This is a genomic window from Mesorhizobium sp. M0152 (genome assembly GCF_040322415.1).
In the GTDB taxonomy this organism is placed as follows: domain Bacteria; phylum Pseudomonadota; class Alphaproteobacteria; order Rhizobiales; family Rhizobiaceae; genus Mesorhizobium.
Window position 1 is genome coordinate 1 of sequence record NZ_JAMYTH010000045.1, and the last position, 24887, is coordinate 24887.

The window sequence follows — 24887 nt, forward strand, 5'->3', positions numbered from 1 at the left end:
GGGGGCCCCCTTTCATTGTGTTGGGGCCCTAACCCCCCCCCCTTTGCCCCCCGGTTTATGGGGACCCCGGTGGGTGCGGGCCGATCGCCTCCGGTCCATCGACCGCCATCGAGGTCGCGGTGGTCGCGGCCCGAGAAACTCACGGAGACGACAAATGGCTACCATCGGCACATTCACCTCAAACGGCAACGGCTTTTCCGGAGCCATCAAAACCCTCAACCTCAACGTCAAAGCCAAGCTGATCCGCGTCGAGAACCCTTCCGACAAAGGCCCCCACTTCCGCGTCTACTCGGGTAGCGTCGATCTCGGAGCCGCCTGGCAGAAGGTCTCCAACGAGGGCCGCGACTATCTCTCGGTCAAGCTGGACGACCCGAGCTTCCCCGCTCCGATCTACGCCACCCTGATCGAGGTGGAAGGAGAGGAAGGCCTGCAGCTGATCTGGTCTCGCCCCAACCGGGACTGATCGCCTCGACGAGGGCTCCGCCGCAAGGCGGGGCCTTCGGCTGTTCCCAAACCAAGCCGCAGGCGGAACGAGAAAGCGTGAGGAAGCGATGGCTGCGGAGCAGGGACTCGGATCCCGTCTTTTGGTGGCGTCTCAGTTGGGCTCAGTCGTTTTGAGGAGTCCTGATCGCCTTGGCCGACCCGAAGGCCTCCTATTCAGTTTCAGGCGAAGAGGCTTCAAGCGCCAGCACATCCAGCCCCTCAATCTCCTGCATCACTTTTCCCGCGATACCCTGCAAGTCACCATACATGCCGACAGTCGACTCGATCACCCCTTGGATCTGCGCCTCGCGCTTGGCCCACAGGCGTGTTGTGACCTTGCGTTCCTTGGCGAGGTCCTCCTGCATATCCGAGAATTTCTCCACGATCGCCTCGACACGGTGGCGGAAGCGCGGACCGGTCAGATAGCCGTAGACCTGTTCCATTTTGGTGGCCTGGCCGTCCTGGGCGAGGCGGGAGTTGGCAAGCTCGATCAGGGATTGCCGAAGCATGATGGCGATCGGGATCGCACACTTGGGATGGGCGACATAAACTCCGTCCACAAGATCGAAGGTTTCCACGCCGGGAGGCAACGCTTCCGAGATCATCAGCGCAATATCCGCTTTCGCGGCTCGTTGATCTCCTCTGAGTTTCCCAAGCCAGCCCTGGCTCCAGTTCTTGGTGCGTTTCGATTCCCATAAAATGGCGCCGCATGGCTGGCCGGCGGGTCCGACCACGCGGTGTAGGACATCTCCGCCGAACTCGCCCTTGGCGACCGGTTCGATGGTGTCCATCGGGAACCGGCTGGCAATGAGAGACTCGAGCTCAAGCTCGAGGACCTCGCCCTGCAGCTGCTGAGACCCCTGTTCCGCACGGCGCTTCAGCTCCTCGATCTGGCGCTGCATGCCGGCGATCTGTTCTTCTTTTTCGGCAACCTTCATTTTGAGCCCGTCTTCGGCTTCGGACCTCGCCTTTACGCGAACGGCGTCCAATCCTTCCTGGATCTTCCTTTCGATGGTCAGCGCCATCTCGCGCTTTTCATCGTCAAGCGCACGCTGCTGTTTGAGAAATTCCGCCTGTTGCTGCTGGGCCTCGGCGAGCTTTTCGTCGCGCGCCTTCAACGTCGCCTCCAGCTCGGCAAGCTTGTTATCCCTGTCCTCCAGGTCTACCGAAAGCAGCAATTTTGCCTTGCGTGCTTCCTCGACCGCGATTGCGGCACGCTCAAGCTTGATTTGCTCAGCGACCTGGTTGCCGATGTCCTCTTTGTCGGCGTCCATCGCGGCCTGCTCGCGTTTAAGCTTTTCCTCCCGGGCCGCCATGGACGCGTTGCTCTGCTCCAAACGCCGTTCATAGTCCTCGCGAGTCGCGGCAATCAGCGGCGCCGCGAGCGACTCGTTGAGCTTGATCTCCGTTTTGCAGCTCGGGCAGCTGATTGTCGGTTCATTGAGAATCCTGGGCTGCACAGTCATTTGGCGCGCTGACTCACTGAGGGCTGATGTAGTTTCAGACTATATATTACCGCTCTTTTTTGGAAAAGAACAAAGAGCGAACAAGGGTGTTATCCCCAGCGTAAGGACGGAACGCCGATTTCGTCGTCGAATTCCCGGCAAAACGGCACGGTGAATCCGCCGTCTTCTACGAATGACTGTTTCTCTTTTGCGATCTCATCGGCATTCCGCCGGAACGTGACCCGAGAATGAAATCAAACACGGCTTGGAGGCTGACCCAGCGCTGTCGCCTGCAAGGCTGCCGGAATCCTTGCTGCGGCTTCGGCCTGTTCGGCCAGCGCCGTGAGTGACATGCCGAGCGCGCATTCGAAGGCGCGATCCGGCGCGTTCATCAGCCGACGAAGGAGCGCCGCGGCGCGTCCGGCATGACGCACCGCCGCCGCATGCTTGCCCTCGCGGATCTTCACGCCGGCCGCCGATAGCAGGATCAATCCCTTGAAGAGCATCCGAAGCGGAGCGCCTCGATCTGCAACCTGCCAAAGACCTTCCCAAGCCTCATGGGCTTCCCAGTAATAGCCATGATTGAAGAGGTCGATACCCCAGAGGAACATGTCCGAGTCAAGCGACGCCTCTTCAGCAATATGAATTGCTTCGCTGTGATAGCTGTGTCCTGCAGGATCGCGCACGGGATGCGGCTGCCGGCCGGGAAGATACGCATAGGACGGAAAATTCTTTTCCGGTAGCCAGCGCGGGCGCAACGTCGAACCAATAGCCATCAAAGACGCATTTTGTCACTTGGCAATCAATTACGATATAGGTGATTTGGCCGCGACGGGCGGAGCCCGCAGGCCGGTCGCCCCTCGTCCGGTACTATGGAACAGGAACCTCTTGCGGGTTGTCTCCAGGCAGTCTCGTGTGCCTGCGCGTCTGCCGCCCAGCGCAGCTTGAAAGGGCGCTCCCGACCGAGCGGCGTCAGACGGCTGGCCTTGTGACAGCCCCGACGCACAGCCCGGCCGTACCGCGCGGCAACTTCGAGAGCATCTCATCAACCCCCACATTTCTCCGCTATTCCGGCGATACACTCCTCGAGACGCTTCAGGCGGAATTTCGCAATGCGAAGTTCGTTCCCGGCTTCGAAACGTCGATGGCGTCCCTGAGGTGTGGTCGCAATGAGGTTGCGCTGAAGTTCGGCAATGTGCGCACGCACCTGTCGGGCATCGTCCTGACGCAACGCCTTGATCCATCCACGCCCGCGCATCAGTCTTCCTGCCAGTACCCCGAAAGTCATGCCCGAGTTATGCCACCGAGACCCTAATTTGCGGCAAGCCGAAACAGTCGAAATTTAACTTCCGCTGACGCGATTATATTTTGACAAGGCGTTCATCCGGTGGAACGGGACCAGGCTCGGTGAAGAACCTCTACCGGCCTTGCTCGATTGAACTCGTGCCCTTGGGCGCGAAGAAACACGTCCATCTGAACCTATGGTAGGCCTCGAACTTCATATGCGGAATGATCGTTCGATAGAACGTCATCAATTGCTCACAGAGATGGTAGGAATCATCGGGGGAGGCTTGGACACGCTCCCTAGGGATAAACCACTCTGGCTCTTGTGGCTCATTCAGATAGGAAGGGCGAGGCAGGCTGACGTAATAGCCGTCTTTCGTCTCCCTGACATCGCGAGGCTCTATCGGATGGCAATCTTTGTTGCCGCAGCAATCATAGAGCAGGACCGGGTCTTTTTTGCCGGTGTACCAATCGTGAGCATCCGCATTGCCAGTTAAGACAAGCCACGCCAGCGCGATCCGTCTTCGTGGCTGTCTCATGACATCCCCCCACATGCCGCATAGCATATATTAGCGAAGTCTAATTGTCATCCTGGAGCCGCATGCATGCGGTCGAAGCCGCCAACGGGTTTGTCAAATATTCAATCGCCTCCGCTCATGCGAGGAAAACGAAACAGTCCGGCAAGAGAGGGTGGCGACAGGATTGTCGTGGGCCTTGATGCGAGGGCATGTCGAGCAGTTCCTTCTCTCAGCCGCAGGCAAGACGGTGCTTTCGCGCCGAGGCGTGCCCCATGAAAGGGCCGGAGAGTTGGGCTGGTATGTGGATAATCAGCGCTGGTGTCTTGCCGATTGCGCCAGCCGGCGCGCACTCTCGCCACCATGGTGGCGGAGCATGTTGAATTGGCCTTGTTTGAGCAGTCGCTCGGCAATATCGAGGGCCTCAATCGACCGTTCTGTGATCGTGTGGCTGACGCCGCGGAAAAAACCGCAGGGTCGGTTCTGTTCGATGTTCGCGTCGACGGCGATGTCTGCGTACAGCGGATGGCTGCGATTGGATATGGCGTAACCGGCACTGCGATAATCGTGATGGAGAAGAACGGACAACTTAGATGCGCACCGATCAACGAAGATACCGCGCTTTTGGTGGCGGAATTGGCTGCCTGGAATGCGTCTCCGCTGCGTGAGCAAGCGAGGGTTGACCACCGCGCAACGGCCAGCATCCTGCTAGCCAAGCTTCGGAGCTCAGGTCACTTCGCCCGTTTCTAGCCGGCTCAGCGCTGCTCGTACCCGGCGGCCAAATTGCTCCTCGGCTCACACAGGACCGGATGGCTGCGGTGTAAGCGCACGATGGAGCTGGCCATATAGTCCAAAGGTCTCCCGATGGCGTTGATTGTGGAGCAGCAGCTGGGTCGCTTCGATTGAGAATAGCCCAAATCTGGCTGACCTTTTCAGGCAGGAGCATGTTATGCGACCTCGCCTTTCACGCCCCGCCAGCGGCTCGTTCAATCCACTTGGTCAACGTAGCCTAATCGCGTACCAAGAACTCGTGCTCACCCAGTTGGTGCGCCTTGGTGCACCAAAAATTGCCAGAGAAGAAAATTCCTCAAAATGCTCGACAAAATCTATGATGCCGCCACGGTCGAACCGAAGATCGCCCAAAAATGGGATGTGGCCGACGCTTTTCGCGCCGGTGCGAACGCCAGGCCGGGCGCGGAAACCTTCACGATCGTCATCCCCCCGCCGAACGTCACCGGTTCGTTGCACATGGGGCATGCGCTGAACAACACGCTGCAGGACATCATGGTGCGGTTCGAGCGGATGCGCGGCAAGGATGTGTTCTGGCAGCCGGGCATGGATCATGCCGGCATCGCCACTCAGATGGTGGTTGAGCGTCGGCTGGCCGAAAGGCAGCTGCCGGATCGCCATAGCATGGGCCGCGAAGCCTTCATCGAGAAGGTGTGGGAGTGGAAGGCGGAATCGGGCGGCGTGATTTTCCAGCAACTCAAGCGTCTCGGCGCATCCTGCGACTGGTCGCGCGAACGCTTCACCATGGATGAGGGCCTGTCGAAGGCCGTTCTGGAGGTCTTCGTCACGCTCTACAGGCAAGGCCTGATCTATCGCGACAAGCGACTGGTCAACTGGGATCCGAAGATGCTGACCGCGATTTCGGATATCGAAGTCGAACAGCTCGAGGTTCACGGGAACCTGTGGTATCTGCGCTACCCACTGGAGCCAGGCATCACCTACCAGCACCCGGTTGCTTTCGACGAAGACGGCAAGCCCACGGAGTGGGAGACGCGCGACTATCTCGTCGTCGCCACCACCCGTCCTGAGACGATGCTCGGCGATACCGGCGTTGCGGTTAATCCGGACGACGAGCGCTACAAGGCAATCGTCGGCAAGCATGTGATCCTGCCGATCGTCGGCCGCCGCATCCCGATCGTCGCCGATGAATATCCGGATCCAACGGCCGGAACGGGCGCGGTGAAGATGACCCCGGCGCATGATTTCAACGACTTCGATGTCGGCAAGCGGCGGCGCCTGCGTGTCGTCAACGTCCTGACGCCTGATGCGCGCATCACCATCAAGGACAATGAGGATTTCCTCGAAGGTCTCGATCGTCCCGCCGCCCTGCATGGCGCCTGGGAAGAACTGGAAGGCAAGGACCGTTTCGAGGCTCGCAAGATCATCGTGCGCATCTTCGAAGAGGCGGGCCTGCTGGACAAGGTCGAGCCGCATAAGCACACGGTTCCGCATGGCGACCGCGGCGGCGTGCCGATCGAGCCCAGGCTGACGGAACAGTGGTTCGTCGACAACAAGACTTTGGGGAAGCCTGCCCTCGAATCGGTGCGCGAAGGAAGAACCAGGTTCGTACCGCGCAACTGGGAGAACACCTATTTCAACTGGCTGGAAAACATAGAGCCGTGGTGCATTTCCCGCCAGCTTTGGTGGGGTCACCAGATCCCGGCATGGTACGGACCGGATGGCCACGTCTTCGTCGAGAAGTCCGAGGAAGAGGCGCTGCAGGCGGCGATCGAATATTATCTGGCGCTGGAAGGGCCGTGGAAGGCCTGGGTCGAGGACAAGCTCGAGAATTTCCAGCCCGGCGAAATCCTGACGCGTGACGAAGACGTGCTCGACACCTGGTTCTCGTCGGCGCTGTGGCCGTTCTCGACGCTCGGCTGGCCGGATCAAACTCCGGAACTCGCACGCTATTATCCGACCAACGTGCTCGTCACCGGCTTCGATATCATCCCCTTCTGGGTCGTTCGCATGATGCAGATGGGTCTGCACTTCATGAAGGACGAGAATGGCAGACCTATCGAGCCTTTCGAGACGGTCTATATCCATGCGCTGGTGCGCGACAAGAACGGGCAGAAGATGTCGAAGTCGAAAGGCAACGTCATCGATCCGCTCGATCTCATCGACGAATACGGCGCCGACGCGCTGCGCTTCACCTTGACGATGATGGCGGCGCAAGGGCGCGACGTGAAGCTCGATCCGGCGCGCATCGCCGGCTATCGCAACTTTGGCACCAAGCTGTGGAATGCGACGCGCTTTGCCGAGATGAACGAAGTCTCACGCAACGACGATTTCTGGCTCAACGATGCCAAGCTGGCGGTCAACCGCTGGATCCTGACCGAGCTGACGCGGGCGGCGCGCGAGATCACCGACGGCATCACCTCATACCGCTTCAACGAGGCGGCGGGCGCAGCCTACCGCTTCATCTGGAACCTTTTCTGCGACTGGTACCTGGAACTGTTGAAGCCGGTGTTCATGGGCACGGATGAGGCGGCCAAGGCCGAAAGCCGTGCCTGCGTCGCCTTCGTTCTCGACGAGATCTACAAGCTCTTGCACCCGATGATGCCGTTCATGACGGAAGAATTGTGGGCGCAGACGGCGGGCGAGGACAAGGAGCGCGGCTCGCTGCTTTGCCATGCCGCATGGCCGTCGCCGGACTTCGAGGACGCGGATGCGGCCGCGGACATCAACTGGCTGGTCGATCTCGTCTCCGGCATCCGCTCGGTGCGTTCGGAGATGAACGTGCCGCCGGCGGCGATCGCGCCGCTGGTCGTGGTTGGCGCCAACGATGTGACGCGTGAGCGGCTGGTTCGCGAGGATTCGGCGATCAAGCGGCTGGCGCGGGTCGGCGACATCTCGCTCGCCGATACAGCCCCGAAGGGCTCGGCGCAGATCGTGCTCAACGAGGCGACGATCTGCCTGCCGCTTGGCAGCCTGATCGACCTATCTGCCGAAAAGGCGCGTCTGGAGAAGGCGATTGCAAAAACCGAGCAGGAGACCGCTCGTATTTGCGGCAAGCTTTCGAACGAAAAGTTCGTTGCCAACGCGAATCCAGATGTGGTGGCCGCCGAACGTGAGCGTCTCGGCGATCTGAAGGGACAAAATGCCAGCCTCAAGCTTGCGCTGGCCCGGATCAGCGACGCGGGCTGATGAAGACCTTCAAACTCAGGCTCGGCACGCGGCGATAGTCGCGTGCTGTTGGGTCCCAGGCTCCGCCAGCAGAAACAAGCGGTTTTTCCTTCGTTTGTCATGGACAGTTCGACACGGCAGCTTCAATCCTGGAGCAGTCGATATGTCCTCTGCAGTCGTGTTTTAGAAACAACTCGCGGCGGCTCGGCTGTCGATGCTCTTCAAGGCGGGGGCCGATCGATCGCACTCGCAGCCTATTGTTCTTCTCCGCCACTGACCATCGAATCTTGGTGGCTCGTCCGCCTCCGCCCCGCACCATTTGAGCGCGACAGGTAAGCGATCGCTGATGCCCAAGATATGTGCCGGCCGGGCTTCAATGACGGGGATGGCGATAAACTGAGTGCTCGGGCTTGCGGGCCGAGCTTGTCGGTCGCTCCATGGAAAGTGTCATCTGAGGCGCTTCCTCTCCCGCGTGCAACTGGAAGACACGCTCGTCCAGTTCCTTGTCCACTTCCGTCAGACGATGATTGAGGCGAAGGTAGTCCGTCCAGGTCGGCGTGCGGAACGTTTCCGTCCAATGCATAGGCTTCTGCAAGTTGCGCTGGAGCGTCAGTTCCGCGCACCGACCCGGCTGTGTACATGACGCCGCTGCCGCATGAGGTCGAGGAAAGCCTCGAGATCTCTCTCGGCTATCAGATATTCGACCTTGACCACGATCGGGCCGCTTCTCGGCTTCAGGTTGAGCGCGACAGCCGGGGCATCGAATTCCTCCAGAGGATCGGGCTCTGAGTCGCGGCGCTCGCGAAGAGGAAACAGAACGCCGGCTGCAGCGACGAACATCAGGGAGGCAGCGGAACCCTCCAGCGCCAGGGCCAGCGAATGGTTTTCGGCCACCGTGCCCCACACCCAGCTGCCGAGCGCGATGCCACCATCTATCAAAGCATAGTAGATCGAGATGGTGCGCCCCACGACCCAGCGCGGGCTTGCCAGCTGCACGCTCACACCGACCCCTGACCAGGCGGTGACCCAGCCGGCGCCGCCCAAAGCGAGTGCAATTGCCGCCACCCCGATCAAAGTTGTCAGTGCCAGGGAAAGTGAGCACGCCGCGCAGGCGACGCAGGAGAGCCTCATCAGTCGCTCCTGCGACAAGCTCCGTCTGAACAGGCTGTTGGAGAGGCCAGCGAAGACGGCTCCGGTGCCGAAGCCGGCCATGAGCGCGCCATAGGCGAGCGGGCCTCCTCCCAGCTGATCGCGGACAACCACCGGCAGCAGCGCGAGTATGGCGATGCTCGCCAAGCCAAAGAGGGTTCCGCGCGCGATCGCCGCCTTGATTTCCGATGACATCGCGGTGAAGCGCAGCCCGTCATAGATCGCCGTCCTCATCGGCTCACGCGGCAGAGGCGAAGAACGAACCTTCCACTTGCAGCGCCATATGGTGGCCAGAGGGACCAGGTAGGTGAGCGTGGTCACGGCGAAAGCCATCATAAGGCCAAACGAGGCAACCACGATGCCGCCGAGTGCCGGGCCCACGGTCCGGACGGTGTTGAAGCCAACAGAAAGCAGGGTGACGGCAGCGGGAACATCGCGTCGGTCCACGATATCACCGACAGACGCTTGCCAGGCGGGATCGTTGAGAGCGCCACCAGATGCGATCAAAAAGCTGAAGCCGAGGATCATCCACGGATTGACAAAGCCCAGCGCCACGGACGCGGTCAGCATCGCGGAGGCAATCACCATAAGACAGCGACCGGCGAATATGACCCGGCGCCGGCTGAAATTGTCGGCGAGAACTCCGGCGAAGACAGACAAGACGAAGGCGGGCAGGTTCGATGAAGCCTGCACCAGCGCAACCATCAGATCGGAAGTCGAGATCGTCGCCATCAGCCAGCTGATGGCGACAGTCTGCATCAACCAGCCGAGAGAAGAGACCTGGGTGGCGAGCCAGATCGAACGAAAGGTCGGCTGCAAAAGTGGCCCAAAGGTCGTTGGTGCAGCCAAATCTTCGTTTGATCCAGCCACCCTACTCATTTTGCGAACCTTTGCTTTCCGTTATTGCCGTTTCCCATGTAATCTAGGCTGAACCGTGGCGGCTGGAAGAATAGATGGAACCCATTTGCCTCCGACAAATGTGGCCACAGTTGCTCCTGACCAGTGGTCGGGCGGCCGAGACGCAGACGTGGGCCAGCTCACTCGCCTTCGACGACATCACCTGGGTGAAGCCCGGATTCATGCTTGTCGTTTGACGCGCCATGCTTCATCAACGGGCACTTTGCTGAGCGATGCCTTTTCGCGAAACGCTACCCTGTTTTTTCGCTGAAAGCTCGCTCACCAACGCGTTCGATGCGTTGAGTGTGGCTTGGGAGAGTGAGGACGCTTGCAGATCTTTGACAGGATCGATTCCCTGATAGACGCAGGCGATTGTCGGGCCGCGATCCAAGAGGCGCGCGCCTTGCTACTTCAATTCGAACAAAGGTCCGATGCGCTCACACATGCGATCGACGACTTTCTGCTCGATCTCATGACACTGGCTTTCATTGTTGAATGTTATGGACGCGGCTTTGAACTTCTGGCGCGAACGCTTGCCATGGCGACATCGCGCCCGCGCCCGGTACACGAAGCGACTTTGTTCCAAAAAATGGCTCCCGTCGCTCTACCGGCTACCTGTCAAGACGGGATCGCTTCTGCGCGTCGGGCGGATCGCGGCTGATAGCCGCGCATCCGCTTGGCGCGCAGCAGCTCGAGGAAAAGGGCGACGGCTTCGCCCTCGGTATCAAAGGAGTGCTGTACCGTGCGGCCGGTGGTTCCGATCCGGCCCCAACGCCGGACCAGGCAGGTCTGGCCGAACAGGGTCTCCTCGATCGACAGTGCATAGAAGCGCGCCATGTTCCGATCCGCGTCGCGGCGTTCGATACAGAGGCGATAGAGCTGCGCGATCATTGCGGACAGAATCGCGCAGCCGGACGCGCGCGTCCAATGAATGGTTTGAATCAGCGGACGCGGATCGATTCACTCTGGTGATGGATGGAACCGAACGTCAGTCGTTCAGCACCGTCCTTGATGGCCTTCCCCGAAGAGATGTAGCCAATCCTCGTTGGGCCATAGTCCTGGGCGGTGGGTCGTACGAAAATCGACGCTGATAGCGCGTCCGGCTACTTCGGGTGCCCGGCAAGGAATTCCGTTATCAGGCCCTGCACCACCTCCTGCATGGTTGTTCTATTGCGCGCGCAATGGACCTGCAGCTCGATCATCTGCGAGACCGGAATGCGTGTGTGCAGCCGGGCTGTCTCGCCGTCTGCCTTTGGCCTTTCGAGCTTCGCTTTCGCCGCTCTGGCAGACCGGGTTCTCGTCTGCTGCTCCAGCCTGTCGGTTTCGCTGATGCTGGATTCCACTATGGCAGCCATGTTGCGCGAGAACGGATCATCCGAACGGGCGCGGGGTTTCAAGGCAGGCAGCGGCAATTGGTTTGCGGTCCGATCGCTTTTCTCATTCATTGCGGGGTGGCTCCGTTCAGTTTGCGGATGATCTCGGCGGTCAGGGCATTCGTCTGGTCGCGAGCGTCCTCGACGGCCTTGTTCACAGGCTGGACTTCGTAAAGCGTCCCGGCGGTTGCGATTGAGGCGAAGGTCGGCCGTTGCGACAAAAAGGTCTCAAGCACGCTGGCGTTGGCCTGCCGCAGCAGCTGGATCGCCGTGCGGAAGGCCATCGTGTTGTGTTCGATCCCCGAAACCATGTTGAGCATCACCGCGTAGGGAATTTCGCGGTGGCGCCCTCCAAGTGAGCGGATGTGCCGGATCAGACCGAGGCACTGCTTGACATCGAAGACGTGCGCTTTCGTCGGAATCAGCACGAAGTCGGCGTTGGCGACAGCCGGGCCGAGTGCAGCCACGGCCGTGCCTTGGACATCGACCAGCAGCAGGTCCTCGGCGTCGGCTTGCGCCAGGCGATCGATCAGTTCTTCGGTCGAGCTGATGGGGATGACGTCGATGTTTGAAAGCGCGTACCCGGCGCGGCGACTGTTTTTGCTCCACTCCAGCGCGGACAGTTGCGGATCGGTGTCGAGCACCGTCACCCGATGACCGGCGGCGGCGAACTCGCCAGCGAGCAGGATGGTGGTCATGGTCTTGCCGACCCCGCCTTTGGGAGAGGCCACTGTGATTTGCACCGCGCGTTGTTCCGGCATTGTTTTTTCCCAATGTTGCGTACCTTGGCGTCAAGGCGCATAGGCGATTTGGCGCCAAAGTGACTTCTTGCATTATGACTATGCGCCGATGCAACAAAGTGCCGAGGCGCATAAGTGCCTGTGTGATAAATATGAATTTGCACATCGGTGCAATATCCCAGGATGCATGATCGGCTCTGCATTAATGTGTCAATGAGTCAGTATAATGTTTCGTATTGAATTGACAAGATACGCAATTTGGGTCCAAATTGGCTGAGCAGGTCGTCGCTTCGCTTCGACCTGGACCGTCTTCGACGTGAGGCCCATCCGCCATAGCGAGGAATTTTTGGACACCAGCGCCGCCCACAAGGACACCCGAAAGCGCTCCCGGATCGATATTGGGCCGGAGGCGGGCGCGCTCCTGGATGAGGCCTGCAAGGTGTTCCAGCTTGACCGAGCGGAGACGTTGCGGCGCATTATCCGGGCCAGCCTGGATGTCGGTCCCGCTCTGTCAGCTGAGAATTCACGCACTGTCGCGGCGTTGGCCTCACAAGTTCGGATGGTCGGCCGAAACCTCAGCCAGCTTCTCCATGCCATTCATTCCGGCCACGCTGCCCCCATGGAGGCGGCGTTGCCGATATGGGAAGCGCTGGATGAGAGGGTGAAAGCTGTCGACGCCGAATTGACGGCGATGACGATCGCCCATGGCCTGAAACTTCGGAAGGCGGCGCATCTGCTGGATGGCGAGGGCGCGTGAACCTCGACCAGTCTTCCATACAGGCCATAGCCGATCGGATTCGCGCGAGCGCGGCTTTTGAAGAAGAGAACCGCAAGTGCCGGCGTCGGGCCCTGTTGTCCTTTGCTGGAAATGACGATGATGGGTTGTTCAAGACGGTTCGCGGCCGGAAGGGGGAGGGCGGTCTCGGGGCAAGCCAGCCACCGGAACCGGCCGTGCCGCGCTCGTCTCCCGGGGAGCTGGAGCCGCCGCGCGGTAAAGCCGGGCGACTAAACCTCGCCCTGCCAGCGAAGCGACGGAAGCTCGCCGGCGGACCTGCGCCGAGGGCCGCCGCCGACAGGCTGGCAGCCGGGTATCAGCCGGCCGTTCTGAAGGTGATTTCCTACGGGCATGGCGTCACAAGGGCAGCCGCCATCGGTCAATATATCCAAAAGGAGGGTGTCGCGCTCGAGACGCATGACGCGCGTATCCTGGCAACGCAGGAAGCTGTTGCCGAGGAAATGAAACAGTGGGGCAAGGGTTTCGACAAGCGGCGGGAGAGCGAGGATGTGGCGACGTTTCGGCTTTCGCTGGGAGGGCAGGAGAATGCCGAGCGCCTTTCACAGGCAGTTCAGGCAGGTTTCGCCGGCCACGGTTTCGCCTATCGTATCGACACACTGCAGGACGGATCGAGCGTCGCGCGCGTCGTCGCGACCATGGCCGGACACAGCGTCGTGCGGGGTGAGAACGGGCACGACAAGGTGAAGCATCGGTTTCACTTTTCGGATCGACGCCAGCAGGATCGCCAGTTCTCGGCACCGACCCGGGCCATGATCGCCTCGCGGATCTCCGAGGCGCTTGGGGTCAAGGAGGATACCGTTTCGGTGAAGCCAATTGGGGAGCCCAGCCACGGCAAAGCCGGTGTCGTGTTCCAGCTCGCGCGCCTTAGCCATGACGGAGCGGCGATCGGCGCCGACGGCGCCGCGATCGCGTCTGAGGAGGCGGTTCGGCAGACCGCGCAGTCCTGGGACAAGACCCTGAATTCCTACAAGCCTCGCGACACCATGCACATGATCCTGTCGGCCAAGGCGGGCGAGGACAGGCAAGCTCTGGTAAGGGCCGCACGTGGGTTCCTGCATGAGCAGTTCCCCAATCACAAATTCGCCTTCGGCATGCATGCCGACATGGCCGAGGAGGGCGGTCATATTCATGTCCACGCCATCGTTGCGGTGAAGGGTGAGGACGGTGAGCGCTTGCGACCAGGTCCGGCCCAGCTTCGCGAATGGCGTGCGCTCTATGCCCAGCACGCACAAGCGCAGGGCATGAAAATCGTCGCGACCTCCGCGGCCTATCGAGCGTCATCACAAAGCTATGGTCCGCGCGACAAGGCGATTGTGGCCACGGCCGAAAAGCCGCGGCCGGGCAGGGAGGCGCGTGACCGCGCCTACGCCCGTGCAAACCCGCACGTCATCGAGAAAGCCCGCCAGCGGATCGACTACGCGAGGGCCAACCCGATAAAGATTCCGATTTCGGCGCGCCAGCTGCAGGCCACCCAGGCAAGCCTTCGGGACTGGCACTCGGTTGCTGCTTCCCGGCCGGATAACGCGATAGCGAGTCAATTCATTGTTCGGATGACGCAAGCTGATCCGGTACTGTTGTGGTCGCTATTCGAGATGGAAAGGGTGTTCAAATGAGTTCAGATGCCACCGCGGACCAGATGCGGGAAAACCTAAAACAGATCAACGAGACCGTTAACAAGACAGCGGCCATGATGAACGGCCAGACGAAAGCGGAGTTCTTACGGCGCGCAGCGCCCACCATGGAACTGCTGGCGATCCGGACGGATCTCAAATCGCTGCAGGAAGGCGGCGTCACGCATGTCAGCGAAGACCAGGCCCATCGGATTGCCGGCGCGCGCGCCGAAGCTTTGATCCATCGCGCCCAGGAGATCGAGGCCGCTGAGCGGCTTGAGGCCGATCGCGCTCGTGAGATCCGTAATCGCGCCATCGAGCAGGAGATCCGCGACGAACGAGCCGGATCGGCTGATCCGACCTCGCTTGAGCAGGTTGCGCAAGACCGCGAAATGGTGCGCAACGCCGAAAGCATCGCCGCGAAGGAAGCGCGCGAGGCACAAGCCGCAAGCGAAGCCGCGCGATCATTGGCACAGAATCCTAACGAGCGGCTTGATCCCGAGATCGTCAAAGGCGAACGGCTCGAAGAACTGCAGCGCCTGCAGTCGAGGAGCATCAACACCGCTCCAGTCGAAGGCGAAGAGCCGGATTCACAGAAGCCGCAAAAGCAGTAGTCGCCTCGCCACGCAGCACTGCGTGGGCTCGTTGTTCCCTAAGCCGGACGCTGCAGCGGCTCCGTTCGGCACACGCTCGCCTCCAAACGCGGATGTACTCCGAGGAAAGACGAGGATTAGACATCTCGTGATTATGCAACCTCCTTCACCCGGATTTCTATATCCAGGTGAGCGGAGGCGGCGATGTTGACGAGCGCGTCAAGCGAGAACTTGGCGAGCTTACCGCGCAGCAGATCATTGATACGAGGGCGCGTCAGGCCGAGCCGCTTGGCGGCTTCCTCCTGGGGAATGCCCCAACGTTGGACTGCCTTACGGATTTCGTAGAGCAGCGCCGAGCGCGCTTTAAGGTTTGCTGCCTCCTGTTCGGTGTCCGCCAGGGCATCCCAGACGTTCTCATAGATTTCTACGTTCATCGTTCTGCCTTCCATCGTTTTAGCCGTTGAGCCGCCAGATCGAGGTCTTTCTTGGATGTGGCCTGTGCCTTCTTCTGGAACGCATGAAGCACCAAAACGCGGTCCTCTAGGGTCGCCAGATAGATGACGCGAAACGCTCCCGATGCCTCCCGAACCCTGATTTCCCTGACGCCGGCCCCCACGATCTGCAGAGGTTTCCAGTCGTCGGGATCGTCGCCGCGCTGGACAAGTTCGAGCTGCCAGCCGGCCTCTATCCGCGCATCATCAGGAAACGCTCGAAGATCCGCCCGGCTGCTTCCAAGCCATTCAATCACCTTCATCGGGGTGCACTGTATCGGTTTTGATACATGTTGGGTAGAGTGAAAATCAATCCCGTTTTACGGACCAGCAATCAGCTCACGTCCCCACCAAGAACCGGGAGGCGCAACGAAACGGTTCGATGCGCACGCCATCGGACTAGGGACGCTTCGTCTTGTTCACACGCGACATAGGCACCGAAGGCACAAATCGCTCATTTGTATTCAACTGAATTTCACGTCCTAGCGATCGCCGTGACGTCTAATTTGATCCTGCAGCGCCTGAAGAGCGGCTGACGGTCCCCCGTCGACATCTCCGCTATCCACTGACGGTGACAGGGAACGAGCGCCGGCCTCTACTTCCTGATCGAGCGATGCGAGCAGTGCGGCGATCGACGTGGACTTGTTTCCCGGCCGGACTTGGAATCGCAAGACACTCGCCTTGCCTTCAGACGCACTTGGGTCGGACGTCTTTGATGCTGCCGGCGCCGATCGCCGGCCAAGGGTGGGAAGCGGCTGCGGCGCATCATCAGCTGTCTGATCGGCCCGCTTCGGCTTCAACTCCGGAACTTCAGCGGCGACCTCGCTCTTTGCTTCAGCCTCACCGACCGTTGGAAGGCCTGAGCTTGGCAGCACCTGTGGTGCGTCCGCGCTGTCGCTCTTTACTGGCTTTAACGCGACGGGATCAGCCCGTTCAGCCGCAGTCGCAGGCGGCGCCGCATCGGCATACGCTGTATCGCCCGAAACCGGCGCTTCGACGGTATCGGGTTCCCCCAACTCGAAAGGTGCGGCCGGCCCGTTGTTAGCCGCCGCTTCGACCTCCGCCATGGAGCGCAGCGGAAGATCCTGCCATCGGGAGAGAGGCGGCACTTTCAGGCGTCGGTGCCGAAATTCCTGGTAGGTCGCTTTATAGGGAGCGTCCTTATAATAGGTGATCTTGCGCACCATGAAACCAGGGGGGCTCGAGCCCAGAACCACGGCCTGCTTCGCCGGCATTTGCCGAAGCTCCGCCGCCGTTCGGAACGGCCTTTCCTGATAACTTAAACTCTTGTCTCGGCCACCAAATATACCTTGACCAGCCCTGATGATCGGTGTGGGCACCTCGATCGTGGTCGGTCCCAGCATTACAGAGACATGTTCCGAGGTCTCCACGTCGTTCATGCGGATGAAAAGCTTCACCTGACACGCGGTCACCGTGGTGTGCCGCGTCGCTTTTCCATAGACTTCGTCAAGCTGGGCAAGATCCTGCAGGATCAGGACCATGCGAAAGCCATAGCCCGCGTTGATCGCCAGCTTGGAAACAATGGACTCCATTTTGCCGAGCTGGCGAAACTCGTCGATCATCACCAGGACCTGATAGGGCTCGTCCGGGCCTGGCGGGGAAGCCATCAGCACATCATGGATTTGCTGAACCAGGAGTTTGATGATGGGCCGGAACACGTCGAGCTGCGCCACCGAGCAGCCGATGAAGAGAGCCGTCGGGTCCTTGCGAAACTTCGAGATATCGAAATCGGTCGACGCCGTAGCGGCTGCAACGAGATCATTGGTCCAGGGGTTGAGAGCCGCCGTCAGGTTGAAGAAGGCTGAGTTTCGCGTTTCCTTTTCCAGCGCAATGAACTGGTTGAGCCCGTGCACGACCCACGAAGGCAGATATTTTTCCTCGTCATTGCGGATATTCGTCAGCACCCTGAGAAAATCCACGCCGGTCGAAAGAAGCATCGCGACGGCGCGCAAATGACGCTGCCCCTCATAGCGTGGTGACGTCAGCACATAGCCTATCATGGCCGAAAGCAGCTGCCGGCCGGCGCGCGCCCAGATCTCGGAACTTCCTGTCGCCTCAGGGATGATGAAGGAGGAGACCACCGCGCAGTCCGTCGGCATGCGCGCATCGCGCCGGATGAAATCCAGCGGATTATAGCGATGCGAATCCTGCTCGCCGGGCGAAAAGAAAAAGACCTTATCGCCGAGAGCCTGCCGATGCGCACCGAACGCCTCGAAGTTCTCCCGCTTCGGATCGAACCACACCGAGGATCCCCGCCACATGTAACCGTTCGGAATGACAAAGCTGACGCCCTTGCCGGATCGGGTCGGCCCGACCACCAAGACGTGCGCGGGCTCGTCCGAGCGGATCGTCGCCCCACCCATCTTGCCGAGGATCAAGCCTTGCTTTGCCAGCAGGTTTTTCCTTTCGGCGTCCATGATCGTGCCGAACCGCGCATTGCCGTAGTGCTTTGGGTTGCGGTTGATCAGGCTTGCAAAGACCAGGCCGACGCCGATCGCCACGACAACCGCGACCGCGATCGCGCCCCGGATGATCGTCTCGCCCTGCGTGGGATGATAGGCCAGGCGCTGGCTGAAATGCTGCCAGGCAACGAACAGGCCGCTTAGGCTGCGTTGCGCGTTCTGGTACTGCAAAAGCCCCCAGCGCGAGGCGCCTTCCGAAGGGAGGGCGGGAGTCCATCGCCATGTCGCCACCAGCTCGTAGGCCAGGCTCCAAAGGGCGAAGAAGGCGGCGAGGCCGATGAGGCCGAGGAAAAGCCTATAAGCGAATACGCGAGACATTCTGGGGAACCTTTCTGGCGGCTCTCCATTCGGTCATGCGGTTGAACCAGATCGCCGAAGTTCCGCGCCAGCCGCCCCGGCGCGTTTGTTGGATCACAATCGGCAGGACCGACCGCACGTAATCGATGATCTCTGCCTTGCTCAGCCCGAGCCCAGCCTGCATGACCATCAATGCTAGCTGCTCAAACGCACCGGTCGGGCTGTCCGCATGGATCGTCGTGATCGATCCGGGATGACCTGTGTTGACGGCGCGCAAGAACGAATAGGCTTCCGCTCCCCGGATCTCGCCCAGGAAGATTCGATCCGGCCGCAACCGCATGGCGGCTTGCAGCAGCGTTTCAACGGTCACGTGCGCCAGGCCCTGGTCGCCCTTTGATGCGACGAGGGGCAGATAGTTGGGCTGGTGTGGTTTAACCTCTCGCGTATCCTCAATGGTGAGGATCCGCTCATCCGAAGGCACCTCGTGCAAAATCGCATTCAGAAACGTCGTTTTGCCCGACGATGTGCCTCCTGAAAGCAAGATCGAATACCGTTCCCGCACGGCCAGGCGGAGGAAATCCTCGATCTTGCCGGCGTCGAGATATTCGCAAAGGGCGCTGTCGGCCTCGCTCAATTCGCCGGGATCCTGGACGGAGATCGTATCGAACGACCCCCGCTTCCGGTAATCATCAAGGCGCATATCCTTCACGACCTGCTTGCGGATCGCGAAGGCGCCTCCTGTCGGCGTCGCCGGCGCAAGCACGCCCTGGAAGCGTTCGCCGCTGGGGAGGGCGGCCGAAAGCAAGGGATTTTCCTCGCTGATCGATTGCGAGGATGATGCCGCTATACGCTCCATGAGGTAGGTGATCGCGGCGCGGTCGAGCTCGGGGACGTCAAAGGGCTCCATATGTGTCGAGCCAACAATTTCGACCCACACAAGCCCAGGCCCGTTTGCACAGATTTCGACCACGCGATCGTCGTCGAGCCAGCGCCGCACCGGCTCCAGCGCCTTATTGAGAAAGACGGTTCTTTGCTGCCCGCTCACGTCGTATCTCCCTCAACGCCTCGCGTACCGGGTCCGGATAGAACTCCGAAAAATCGAGGTCCCGGCGGACGAACACCATGATGCGCGACCCCTGATCGACATGGATCGTGGGCGCGATATTGATCGAATTTCGAAGCGCCTCTTCGGCAATGCGGTTGAGGCTTTGCGAGACCTGTTGCGCGCCGATCTGGCGGGCGCTCTGCAGGTATTGGTTGGTCTGCGTCTGGACTGTCACCGTCTGTCCGGTCTGCGGGTCCGTGTAGGTCTGGTTGGTGTTCCCCCCATTCTGGTCGTTGCCAAGGTTGGCGATGAATTGCGTCGCACCGCCCACGACACTTAGAAGGATCGCCGAGCCGAACCGCTCGAAATAATGGTTGTCCACCTCGCCTGGCATACCGCTGCGACCGAGCTCGTCGGTGCCGGTCGAACCGAGCTGCACCGACATGCCGTCCGATCGAAGAAGCCGTGTCCACACTATGAACACCCGCGTTTGACCGGTTGCGAGGCCACTGCGATATTCACCGATAAGGCGGGAGCCAGCGGGGATCAAAACCCTGCGACCGTCGAACGACCACACATCCTCCGACACGACGGCCCGAACCATACCGGCAAGATCGCTCTGAATCGCGGTCTCGAGCACGCCTTTGATCATCGTCCCTTGGGCGACCAGAGCGTCCGTGCGCTGGTTCATCGTGGCCTTCGATGTATCCGCTCCGCTCTGGCTCGCCCGTGCCAAAAAACGCCGATTGGGGTCCTCCTCGCCCTCGCCCGCGTTTAAGGCCGCCGCTGCATCCGTACCATTGCCGCCCAACGCTGATGTACTGCCAGGCGCATTGCCGCTATCGACGACGAGCTGCTTGGCGCGTAAGCGCTCCCATTTGCGGCGCTCCTCTTCTTCTTGCCTGCGCCGTTCTTCCTCAGCCAGACGACGGGCCTCGGCATCATCCTGCACCTGTGGTGGAGCTGCAGGCGGTTGCAAGGCTGGTGGAGGGGGAGGCGGAGCCTCGACCGTCGACGGCGGCTGTGCCGGCGCCGCCGGCGGCTCCTTGGGAGCCGTCGGAATTTTAAGGGTGCCGTTATCAAGCTGGGGACGCGGCGTATCGAGCCCAGGTGCGGGAAACTGTGTGGTGTGAAACTCCTCGCCATCCGACGCCGTCAACAGCGGCTTGTCTGGCACACGCGTCGCCGCATAGATCATCCAGCCGGCGAAGACCACCGCACCCAGCGGTACCACGATCTTGAATAATGTGCTCGCCCCGAATTTTGGCGGGGCGACCGCCGTGCCTTCCTCGGCGAGCATTCTGTACTCATTGGGAGACGGCATCAGGCCCCCTCACTTTCCGAACAGTCCCACCGCCGACACGCTGCGGCTCGTAAGGTTCAAGCCCGGTCGGTTCGTTCACATTGTTCAGTCTCAGATTGAAGACGCAGGTTGCTTCGTTGCCGTTGCGCAGCGTCCACTGGTAATTGACCTTGTCGACGACGATGTACGCGCCCTCGCGGCGATAATTCACAAGCGTCTCATTGCGCTCGCTGTCGACGACATAGATCGCCGGCACTTCCCTTGCCGGATCGAAGCGGAACCAGGTCTTCACGCCGTCGTCGTAGATCACGAGCGGCTTATTTGCCGACGACCCCTTATAGGCATAGGACGAGTTGGCGTTTTCGGCCTTGAAACCCTGCCGGTTCGGCTGTGCCGCCCGGGTCCGGGCTTCGTCCATCAGCGCCGCGTCCGACACCTCTTCGGGATAGCGGAACTTGATCGCATAGACCTGTTGCGCAACCGGCCGAAACTCGCCGTTGAGGAAGAACACATAGCTGCGCTTGTTGGTCAGGACATTGAGATTCCCGCCCGCATTCTTCTCGATCGGCTTCACAAACAGCACATTGCCCTTCTTGTTGGGCTCGATGCTCCAGGCCGGGACGTCGCCAGCGCCGAGGGTTTCGATTTTCTCGTCATCGCCGAATTCGATCATGGTCGAGGCGCCATAGCTGGCCGGCACCGACACCACATCGTCCTTCTGATACCAGACGAAGCGAATGCGACTGTCACGAGATCCCGCCCGAGGGGTCTGTTCGGCAAGGGCCGGCTGAACCGCGCAAACGCCGAGCCCGATTGCCATCAGGATGCCGGCGACCTTCATTGCGGTGTCTCCGCGGTGGGTGCCGGCGCCGTCTCCTGATCGCGCCGATATTCGAGCACCTGGAAGCCGAGCGGATTTTGAAAGCGGATCTCGTTTTTTGCCGGCACGCCGGAGTAGCGGAACCGGATCAACGACACCCAATGCCGCTGCACGGTGTTCGCCTGGCTCTTTTCCTCCGTCATGAACCGGACCAGGGCGGTCCTCTGGTTAGGAAATGTCACGGACTTCACGGTCACCGCCACGACGGTGTTTCGCCCATAGAGCACGACCGGGTTCGTCACCTTGTTTGCCGGGCTGAAAAGCTCGACGAGCTCCCTCGAGGCATCGCCGGCGCTCAGCAATTGCGCGAGATCGAAGTTGTCCTTCAGCGCCTTCGGATCGTAGGTCTCGCGAGCCTTCACATAACGGACGATATCGAACATCCCCATCGACTCGTCCTGCTGCAAAGGCCCGTCGGCCAGCGGCCGCTTGACCTCGACAAACCCGGTGGATTTGTCGACCACCACCATGTAGGGCTCATAAGTCTTGAGCGGCAGCGCAAGGATCAGCGCGCCCACCGCTGCAACGGCAATGACCGAGGCGACGCTTGCCACACACCACGCCAGAGATCGCGACCAGCGATTGCGCCGCGCGATATCTTTTTCCCAGATTGCCGCATCCGCGTAGTACGGCAAGGGAGACTCGGTTTCCTTCGCCGGTCCCCCAGCGCTTTCCTTCACATCGCTCATTGGTGCCCCAAACCTATGCGGGATCCGTCAGCTTTCGGGAAAGCCGTGCATATTCCGCTGAATCCTCATACCTTCTCTGTGCGAGGCTCACGCGCGCCCGCTCGCGACCCACTAGGCGTTCCTGCCGCGTGCTCCAGCCCAAGCGTCCCATCAGCCTGCGCTGACCGGCTTGGCCCATCGCTGCGAAGGCGCCGCCGTAGAAGCGCCCAAACGAAGGCGTTCCAACACCAATTCCGCCCGCGAGCGAGGCGGCAACGTTGGTGATTTGCGACAGCAGCAGCACGCCGAGGAGGCAGATCAGGATCAGCGGCGCGGCTTCGGTCAAGGTCGTTGTCGCAGCACCATTCGACCGGTTGACCGCGTCGAAATAGGTCTGGGTAATCGAGATGAAGAAGGCACAGAAGGCGTAGACCAGAATCTGCACGCTCATGTACTGCACGATCGCGGTTATCCAGCCGGCGAAGAACCGGGTCGTATAGCCGAACAGCATAAGAATGATGAACACTGGGGCGAGCGCCAGCAAAAGCCAAAGAAAGATCTTCGACAGGATGATGAGGAAGATCGCATAGCCGATGAGCAGCGCGCCGACGACAAGGATGATCGCCGCCAGTACGTAGCCGCCGAAGTTCAACACGCCAAGGCTCTTGATAAAGGCGGAGGTGGAATTGGCGAGCGAATCCCAGATGTTTTGCAGGGCCGTCTGCACGGAGTTGACGGAGTTCAGCCCGGCCGATGTCCCGGTCACATTGGCCGAAACGCTCGTCAGAAGGCTGTTCCCGATCGCGGAAGGTGTCTCATTCGCGAACGAATAGGCATATGTTTGAAAGTCCCCCCAGCTCGTCGCCAGAGCGTAGATCACGAAGGCGCGGAACAGCCGCCAGACCATCTCTTTTCCCGATCCGGTCGAGGTTCCCTGCCAGATGCTGATGGCCCAAAATATCACGTACAGCGTCAGCATCAGGCCGGCGACGCCCACCTGTCCCCCGCCGGTCAGGGCCGACGCGAGGTTCTGGTAGGCTTGCGATACATAGTTATTGCCGAACTGATCGACCTGTTGCAGAAGCGTCGTGATATTGAAGTTCATTTTTTCGCCGTCCCGCCTGGAAACAGAGATGGATCGCTATTGAGTGCCTTCATCGGACCGCACTCGAATGGCTTCTTCGCTTCTGTTCTCGGTTCGGGCGCTGCGAACGCCATCGGCTGCATCGGTCCCTCGTCGCGCGAGCATGGAGCCTTGAGCGGCTTGTGGCCGCACCCGGAGGTGGCGACAGCGCCAATGATGGCGGCCGCTGATAGAAGAAAGCGCACCGTCATTGGCCGGATTTGTATTCGAGCCCCCGTGAGGCCTGGGTGATCAGGTTCATACGATCGATGTTTTCCTGGTTGGCGGCCGCCGTAGCTGTGTTCACCGCGCCGATCAGTTCGTTCACGGTCAGACCCGTTTGCACCATGATCTGGCTGTTCTGATCGATCGAGCCCTTGATGTCCTGCGCCGTGCCGATCCGTTGAGCGCCCGACTGAAAAGCGCTGGAACGGGTCTTCACCCCATTTTGCGAGGAGTCCACCAGTCCGGTGACCGTGGCCGCGACGTTCACCAGGGCGCTGTAGTTCTTATCCATCTGCGTCGTCTGGCCATTGATCAGGCCCGAAATGGTTTTCACCAGCTGCAAGCCATTGATCATGTTCGAAACGATGCCCTGCGATCCATTGCCGAGGCCGGCGAACGACAACGAGCCGCCCGAGATCACGCTACCAAGCGAAGGCGCGTCCCCCATGGAGAAGCCGCCATTGCCCAAGGCCATCTGCGCGAGCTGGCCGGCCTGGCTCGACCGGTCGCCCGTGACGGCCTGCAGCGTCTTTTGCGTATAGTTCATGATGTTGCGGTCGGTGCTGAGGATCTCGCTCGTGGCCGATGCAATCTGCCGAGCCTGTTCCAGATTAGCCTCGTCGATCGTAGGCACCTGCGCAAAGGCGAGGCCGCCCAAGCCAAGCAAGAGTGCCGCTGTTAACGGAATTCCACGCATAGCGCTTTCTCCTATTGAGCCTGATATTGCTTGACCGCCGACATCAGTTCGTCGGTCGTCATTGTCACGGGAGCGCGCTTCGCGTCCCTTTGGATTTGCGAAAGCACGGGCGAGACGTTTTCAACCGTGTCGGTCGTGCGCGGCGCCGTGCATGCGCCGTCCGTCGACGGGCAGCACGGGTTGCCGGCCGTGCCGCTCATAGCCCCGGGACAGCTTGTCGAGCCACCCGAGCCAGGCGGCGGGGACGCGGGAGTGGGCACCGCCAGGCCGGAGGATCCCCGACTTGTCAGTGTGGCAGTGCCGATGTTTCGCACGTTGAAAGCTTGGGCAAAGAACCCTGTCGCCTGGATCACCTCGTTGAAGGTCAGCCCGCCTTGGGCGCGGATTGCGCTGTTGCGGTCGAAGGCTTCCATGACCGTTTTGTCAGTCCCGATATCCTGCCCCATGGTCTCGAAGGACTGCTTATTGGGGGCCACCGTTGACATGCTGCCATTCATGCCCCCGAGAACCTGACCGGTGATATCCAACTGGCCCCTTTCGCCGGCATTGCCGCCGACAGCGCCCGATCCCGACCCGGTCGAGGCGAACGCCGAAGAGCCCTTGATGTCCGGATTGGCCTGTTCCAAGGACGCCCGGCCACTCGCCGGATCGACCGAAGCCTTCGGGGTCTTCACGTTCTGCGCCTTTTTGGGCGTCGTCACCGCGCAATTGACGCCCTGCGTGGCGGACTTCGTGTCCTCCTGGACGAGCTTGATCTGAACCTTGTCGGCCTTGTCCTCGCTCCGCTGCGACAGAATAGGGCTGTCAGAAACCGGCACGGCCGCCATCGCCGTCGATCCCGCGAAAATCGTCACAAGGGCGGCCATCGCGCCCAT

22 protein-coding genes and 1 pseudogene are annotated in these 24887 nt (G+C 60.7%); 6 read left to right on the plus strand and 17 right to left on the minus strand.

Annotated features, from left to right (window positions below; all coding sequences use genetic code 11):
* The first annotated feature begins 154 nt into the window (after nt 1-154).
* Complete coding sequence (locus tag NKJ26_RS28765; protein ID WP_023819777.1) at nt 155-463, plus strand: DUF736 domain-containing protein; 309 nt, start codon at nt 155-157, stop codon at nt 461-463.
* A gap of 190 nt (nt 464-653) precedes the next feature.
* Here the strand turns inward: NKJ26_RS28765 and NKJ26_RS28770 are convergent, their stop codons facing one another.
* The 3 genes from NKJ26_RS28770 to NKJ26_RS28780 form a co-directional block, all read right to left on the minus strand.
* On the minus strand, nt 654-1949 hold the full coding sequence (locus NKJ26_RS28770) for a DUF2130 domain-containing protein (RefSeq protein ID WP_352698792.1): 1296 nt from the start codon (nt 1947-1949) through the stop codon (nt 654-656).
* 233 nt (nt 1950-2182) lie between these two features.
* Entirely contained in the window at nt 2183-2704 is a 522-nt protein-coding gene (locus NKJ26_RS28775) for a DUF309 domain-containing protein (protein WP_352698793.1), read from the minus strand.
* Between the two features lie 642 nt (nt 2705-3346).
* A complete protein-coding gene (locus NKJ26_RS28780; RefSeq protein WP_352698795.1) occupies nt 3347-3751 on the minus strand; it encodes a hypothetical protein in 405 nt (134 codons plus the stop codon).
* A 339-nt stretch (nt 3752-4090) separates the two neighbouring features.
* Here NKJ26_RS28780 and NKJ26_RS28785 point away from each other — a divergent pair, with 339 nt between their 5' ends.
* Together NKJ26_RS28785 and NKJ26_RS28790 are read left to right on the plus strand one after the other, a co-directional pair.
* The gene (locus NKJ26_RS28785) at nt 4091-4477 is read left to right on the plus strand and encodes a hypothetical protein (protein ID WP_502903224.1); all 387 of its coding nucleotides are present in this window, start codon (nt 4091-4093) and stop codon (nt 4475-4477) included.
* A 342-nt stretch (nt 4478-4819) separates the two neighbouring features.
* Nucleotides 4820-7663 carry a valine--tRNA ligase gene (locus NKJ26_RS28790; protein WP_352698799.1) on the plus strand — a complete coding sequence of 948 codons (2844 nt, stop codon included), beginning with the start codon at nt 4820-4822 and terminating at the stop codon, nt 7661-7663.
* A 352-nt stretch (nt 7664-8015) separates the two neighbouring features.
* Here the strand turns inward: NKJ26_RS28790 and NKJ26_RS28795 are convergent.
* The 4 genes and pseudogenes from NKJ26_RS28795 to NKJ26_RS28810 all read right to left on the minus strand — a co-directional run bounded on the left by NKJ26_RS28795 (nt 8016) and on the right by NKJ26_RS28810 (nt 11822).
* Nucleotides 8016-9670 (minus strand): annotated as a pseudogene (locus NKJ26_RS28795) (MFS transporter).
* Nucleotides 9671-10306: 636 nt separating this feature from the next.
* Nucleotides 10307-10579 (minus strand): WGR domain-containing protein, encoded by a 273-nt coding sequence (locus NKJ26_RS28800; RefSeq protein WP_023819768.1) that lies wholly within the window; start codon nt 10577-10579, stop codon nt 10307-10309.
* Nucleotides 10580-10791: 212 nt separating this feature from the next.
* Entirely contained in the window at nt 10792-11133 is a 342-nt protein-coding gene (locus NKJ26_RS28805) for a hypothetical protein (protein WP_352698800.1), read from the minus strand.
* The gene (locus NKJ26_RS28810) at nt 11130-11822 is read right to left on the minus strand and encodes a ParA family protein (protein WP_352698801.1); all 693 of its coding nucleotides are present in this window, start codon (nt 11820-11822) and stop codon (nt 11130-11132) included. The genes NKJ26_RS28805 and NKJ26_RS28810 overlap by 4 nt, the downstream gene beginning before the upstream one ends.
* Nucleotides 11823-12147: 325 nt before the next feature.
* On the opposite strand from NKJ26_RS28810, the gene NKJ26_RS28815 reads away from it, so the two are divergent.
* From NKJ26_RS28815 to NKJ26_RS28825, 3 genes are read left to right on the plus strand one after another with little or no spacing between them, the layout of a single operon-like run.
* Nucleotides 12148-12558, plus strand: a complete 411-nt coding sequence (locus NKJ26_RS28815) for a hypothetical protein (protein WP_244493981.1) — start codon at nt 12148-12150, stop codon at nt 12556-12558.
* Entirely contained in the window at nt 12555-14210 is a 1656-nt protein-coding gene (locus tag NKJ26_RS28820) for a relaxase/mobilization nuclease domain-containing protein (protein ID WP_352698803.1), read from the plus strand. Before NKJ26_RS28815 ends, NKJ26_RS28820 begins: the two co-directional genes overlap by 4 nt.
* Nucleotides 14207-14821, plus strand: a complete 615-nt coding sequence (locus NKJ26_RS28825; protein ID WP_352698805.1) for a hypothetical protein — start codon at nt 14207-14209, stop codon at nt 14819-14821. Before NKJ26_RS28820 ends, NKJ26_RS28825 begins: the two co-directional genes overlap by 4 nt.
* A 131-nt stretch (nt 14822-14952) precedes the next feature.
* Here the strand turns inward: NKJ26_RS28825 and NKJ26_RS28830 are convergent, their stop codons facing one another.
* From NKJ26_RS28830 to NKJ26_RS28875, 10 genes are all read right to left on the minus strand, one after another.
* Nucleotides 14953-15234 carry a helix-turn-helix domain-containing protein gene (locus NKJ26_RS28830; RefSeq protein ID WP_006205593.1) on the minus strand — a complete coding sequence of 94 codons (282 nt, stop codon included), beginning with the start codon at nt 15232-15234 and terminating at the stop codon, nt 14953-14955.
* Nucleotides 15231-15554: a type II toxin-antitoxin system RelE/ParE family toxin gene (locus tag NKJ26_RS28835; protein ID WP_352698807.1), complete on the minus strand. Its 324-nt coding sequence runs from the start codon at nt 15552-15554 to the stop codon at nt 15231-15233. The genes NKJ26_RS28830 and NKJ26_RS28835 overlap by 4 nt, the downstream gene beginning before the upstream one ends.
* Before the next feature lie 219 nt (nt 15555-15773).
* On the minus strand, nt 15774-17945 hold the full coding sequence (locus tag NKJ26_RS28840; protein WP_352698809.1) for a type IV secretory system conjugative DNA transfer family protein: 2172 nt from the start codon (nt 17943-17945) through the stop codon (nt 15774-15776).
* Between the two features lie 124 nt (nt 17946-18069).
* The gene (gene virB11, locus NKJ26_RS28845; protein ID WP_352698811.1) at nt 18070-19116 is read right to left on the minus strand and encodes a P-type DNA transfer ATPase VirB11; all 1047 of its coding nucleotides are present in this window, start codon (nt 19114-19116) and stop codon (nt 18070-18072) included.
* A complete protein-coding gene (virB10, locus tag NKJ26_RS28850) occupies nt 19082-20416 on the minus strand; it encodes a type IV secretion system protein VirB10 (RefSeq protein WP_352698813.1) in 1335 nt (444 codons plus the stop codon). Before virB10 ends, virB11 begins: the two co-directional genes overlap by 35 nt.
* A gap of 7 nt (nt 20417-20423) precedes the next feature.
* A complete protein-coding gene (virB9, locus tag NKJ26_RS28855; protein ID WP_352698815.1) occupies nt 20424-21260 on the minus strand; it encodes a P-type conjugative transfer protein VirB9 in 837 nt (278 codons plus the stop codon).
* Entirely contained in the window at nt 21257-21988 is a 732-nt protein-coding gene (locus NKJ26_RS28860; protein WP_352698817.1) for a VirB8 family type IV secretion system protein, read from the minus strand. Before NKJ26_RS28860 ends, virB9 begins: the two co-directional genes overlap by 4 nt.
* A gap of 13 nt (nt 21989-22001) precedes the next feature.
* Nucleotides 22002-22964 (minus strand): TrbL/VirB6 family protein, encoded by a 963-nt coding sequence (locus NKJ26_RS28865; protein ID WP_352698819.1) that lies wholly within the window; start codon nt 22962-22964, stop codon nt 22002-22004.
* 334 nt (nt 22965-23298) lie between these two features.
* The gene (locus NKJ26_RS28870; RefSeq protein ID WP_352698821.1) at nt 23299-24012 is read right to left on the minus strand and encodes a type IV secretion system protein; all 714 of its coding nucleotides are present in this window, start codon (nt 24010-24012) and stop codon (nt 23299-23301) included.
* A gap of 11 nt (nt 24013-24023) precedes the next feature.
* Nucleotides 24024-24887, minus strand: coding sequence for a hypothetical protein (locus tag NKJ26_RS28875; protein WP_352698823.1), 864 nt, complete (start codon nt 24885-24887; stop codon nt 24024-24026).

Excerpts from the sequence above, each read along its gene's own strand:
- NKJ26_RS28785 (WP_502903224.1), top strand. The coding sequence starts at position 4,091 with ATGGTGGCGGAGCATGTTGAATTGGCCTTGTTTGAGCAGTCGCTCGGC.
- NKJ26_RS28870 (WP_352698821.1), bottom strand. The coding sequence starts at position 24,012 with ATGCGTGGAATTCCGTTAACAGCGGCACTCTTGCTTGGCTTGGGCGGC.
- virB10 (WP_352698813.1), bottom strand. The coding sequence starts at position 20,416 with ATGCTCGCCGAGGAAGGCACGGCGGTCGCCCCGCCAAAATTCGGGGCG.
- NKJ26_RS28765 (WP_023819777.1), top strand. The coding sequence starts at position 155 with ATGGCTACCATCGGCACATTCACCTCAAACGGCAACGGCTTTTCCGGA.
- NKJ26_RS28770 (WP_352698792.1), bottom strand. The coding sequence starts at position 1,949 with ATGACTGTGCAGCCCAGGATTCTCAATGAACCGACAATCAGCTGCCCG.
- virB9 (WP_352698815.1), bottom strand. The coding sequence starts at position 21,260 with ATGAAGGTCGCCGGCATCCTGATGGCAATCGGGCTCGGCGTTTGCGCG.
- NKJ26_RS28825 (WP_352698805.1), top strand. The coding sequence starts at position 14,207 with ATGAGTTCAGATGCCACCGCGGACCAGATGCGGGAAAACCTAAAACAG.
- NKJ26_RS28800 (WP_023819768.1), bottom strand. The coding sequence starts at position 10,579 with ATGATCGCGCAGCTCTATCGCCTCTGTATCGAACGCCGCGACGCGGAT.
- NKJ26_RS28860 (WP_352698817.1), bottom strand. The coding sequence starts at position 21,988 with ATGAGCGATGTGAAGGAAAGCGCTGGGGGACCGGCGAAGGAAACCGAG.
- NKJ26_RS28790 (WP_352698799.1), top strand. The coding sequence starts at position 4,820 with ATGCTCGACAAAATCTATGATGCCGCCACGGTCGAACCGAAGATCGCC.
- NKJ26_RS28775 (WP_352698793.1), bottom strand. The coding sequence starts at position 2,704 with ATGGCTATTGGTTCGACGTTGCGCCCGCGCTGGCTACCGGAAAAGAAT.
- NKJ26_RS28805 (WP_352698800.1), bottom strand. The coding sequence starts at position 11,133 with ATGAATGAGAAAAGCGATCGGACCGCAAACCAATTGCCGCTGCCTGCC.
- NKJ26_RS28875 (WP_352698823.1), bottom strand. The coding sequence starts at position 24,887 with ATGGGCGCGATGGCCGCCCTTGTGACGATTTTCGCGGGATCGACGGCG.
- NKJ26_RS28780 (WP_352698795.1), bottom strand. The coding sequence starts at position 3,751 with ATGAGACAGCCACGAAGACGGATCGCGCTGGCGTGGCTTGTCTTAACT.
- NKJ26_RS28830 (WP_006205593.1), bottom strand. The coding sequence starts at position 15,234 with ATGAACGTAGAAATCTATGAGAACGTCTGGGATGCCCTGGCGGACACC.
- NKJ26_RS28810 (WP_352698801.1), bottom strand. The coding sequence starts at position 11,822 with ATGCCGGAACAACGCGCGGTGCAAATCACAGTGGCCTCTCCCAAAGGC.
- NKJ26_RS28835 (WP_352698807.1), bottom strand. The coding sequence starts at position 15,554 with ATGAAGGTGATTGAATGGCTTGGAAGCAGCCGGGCGGATCTTCGAGCG.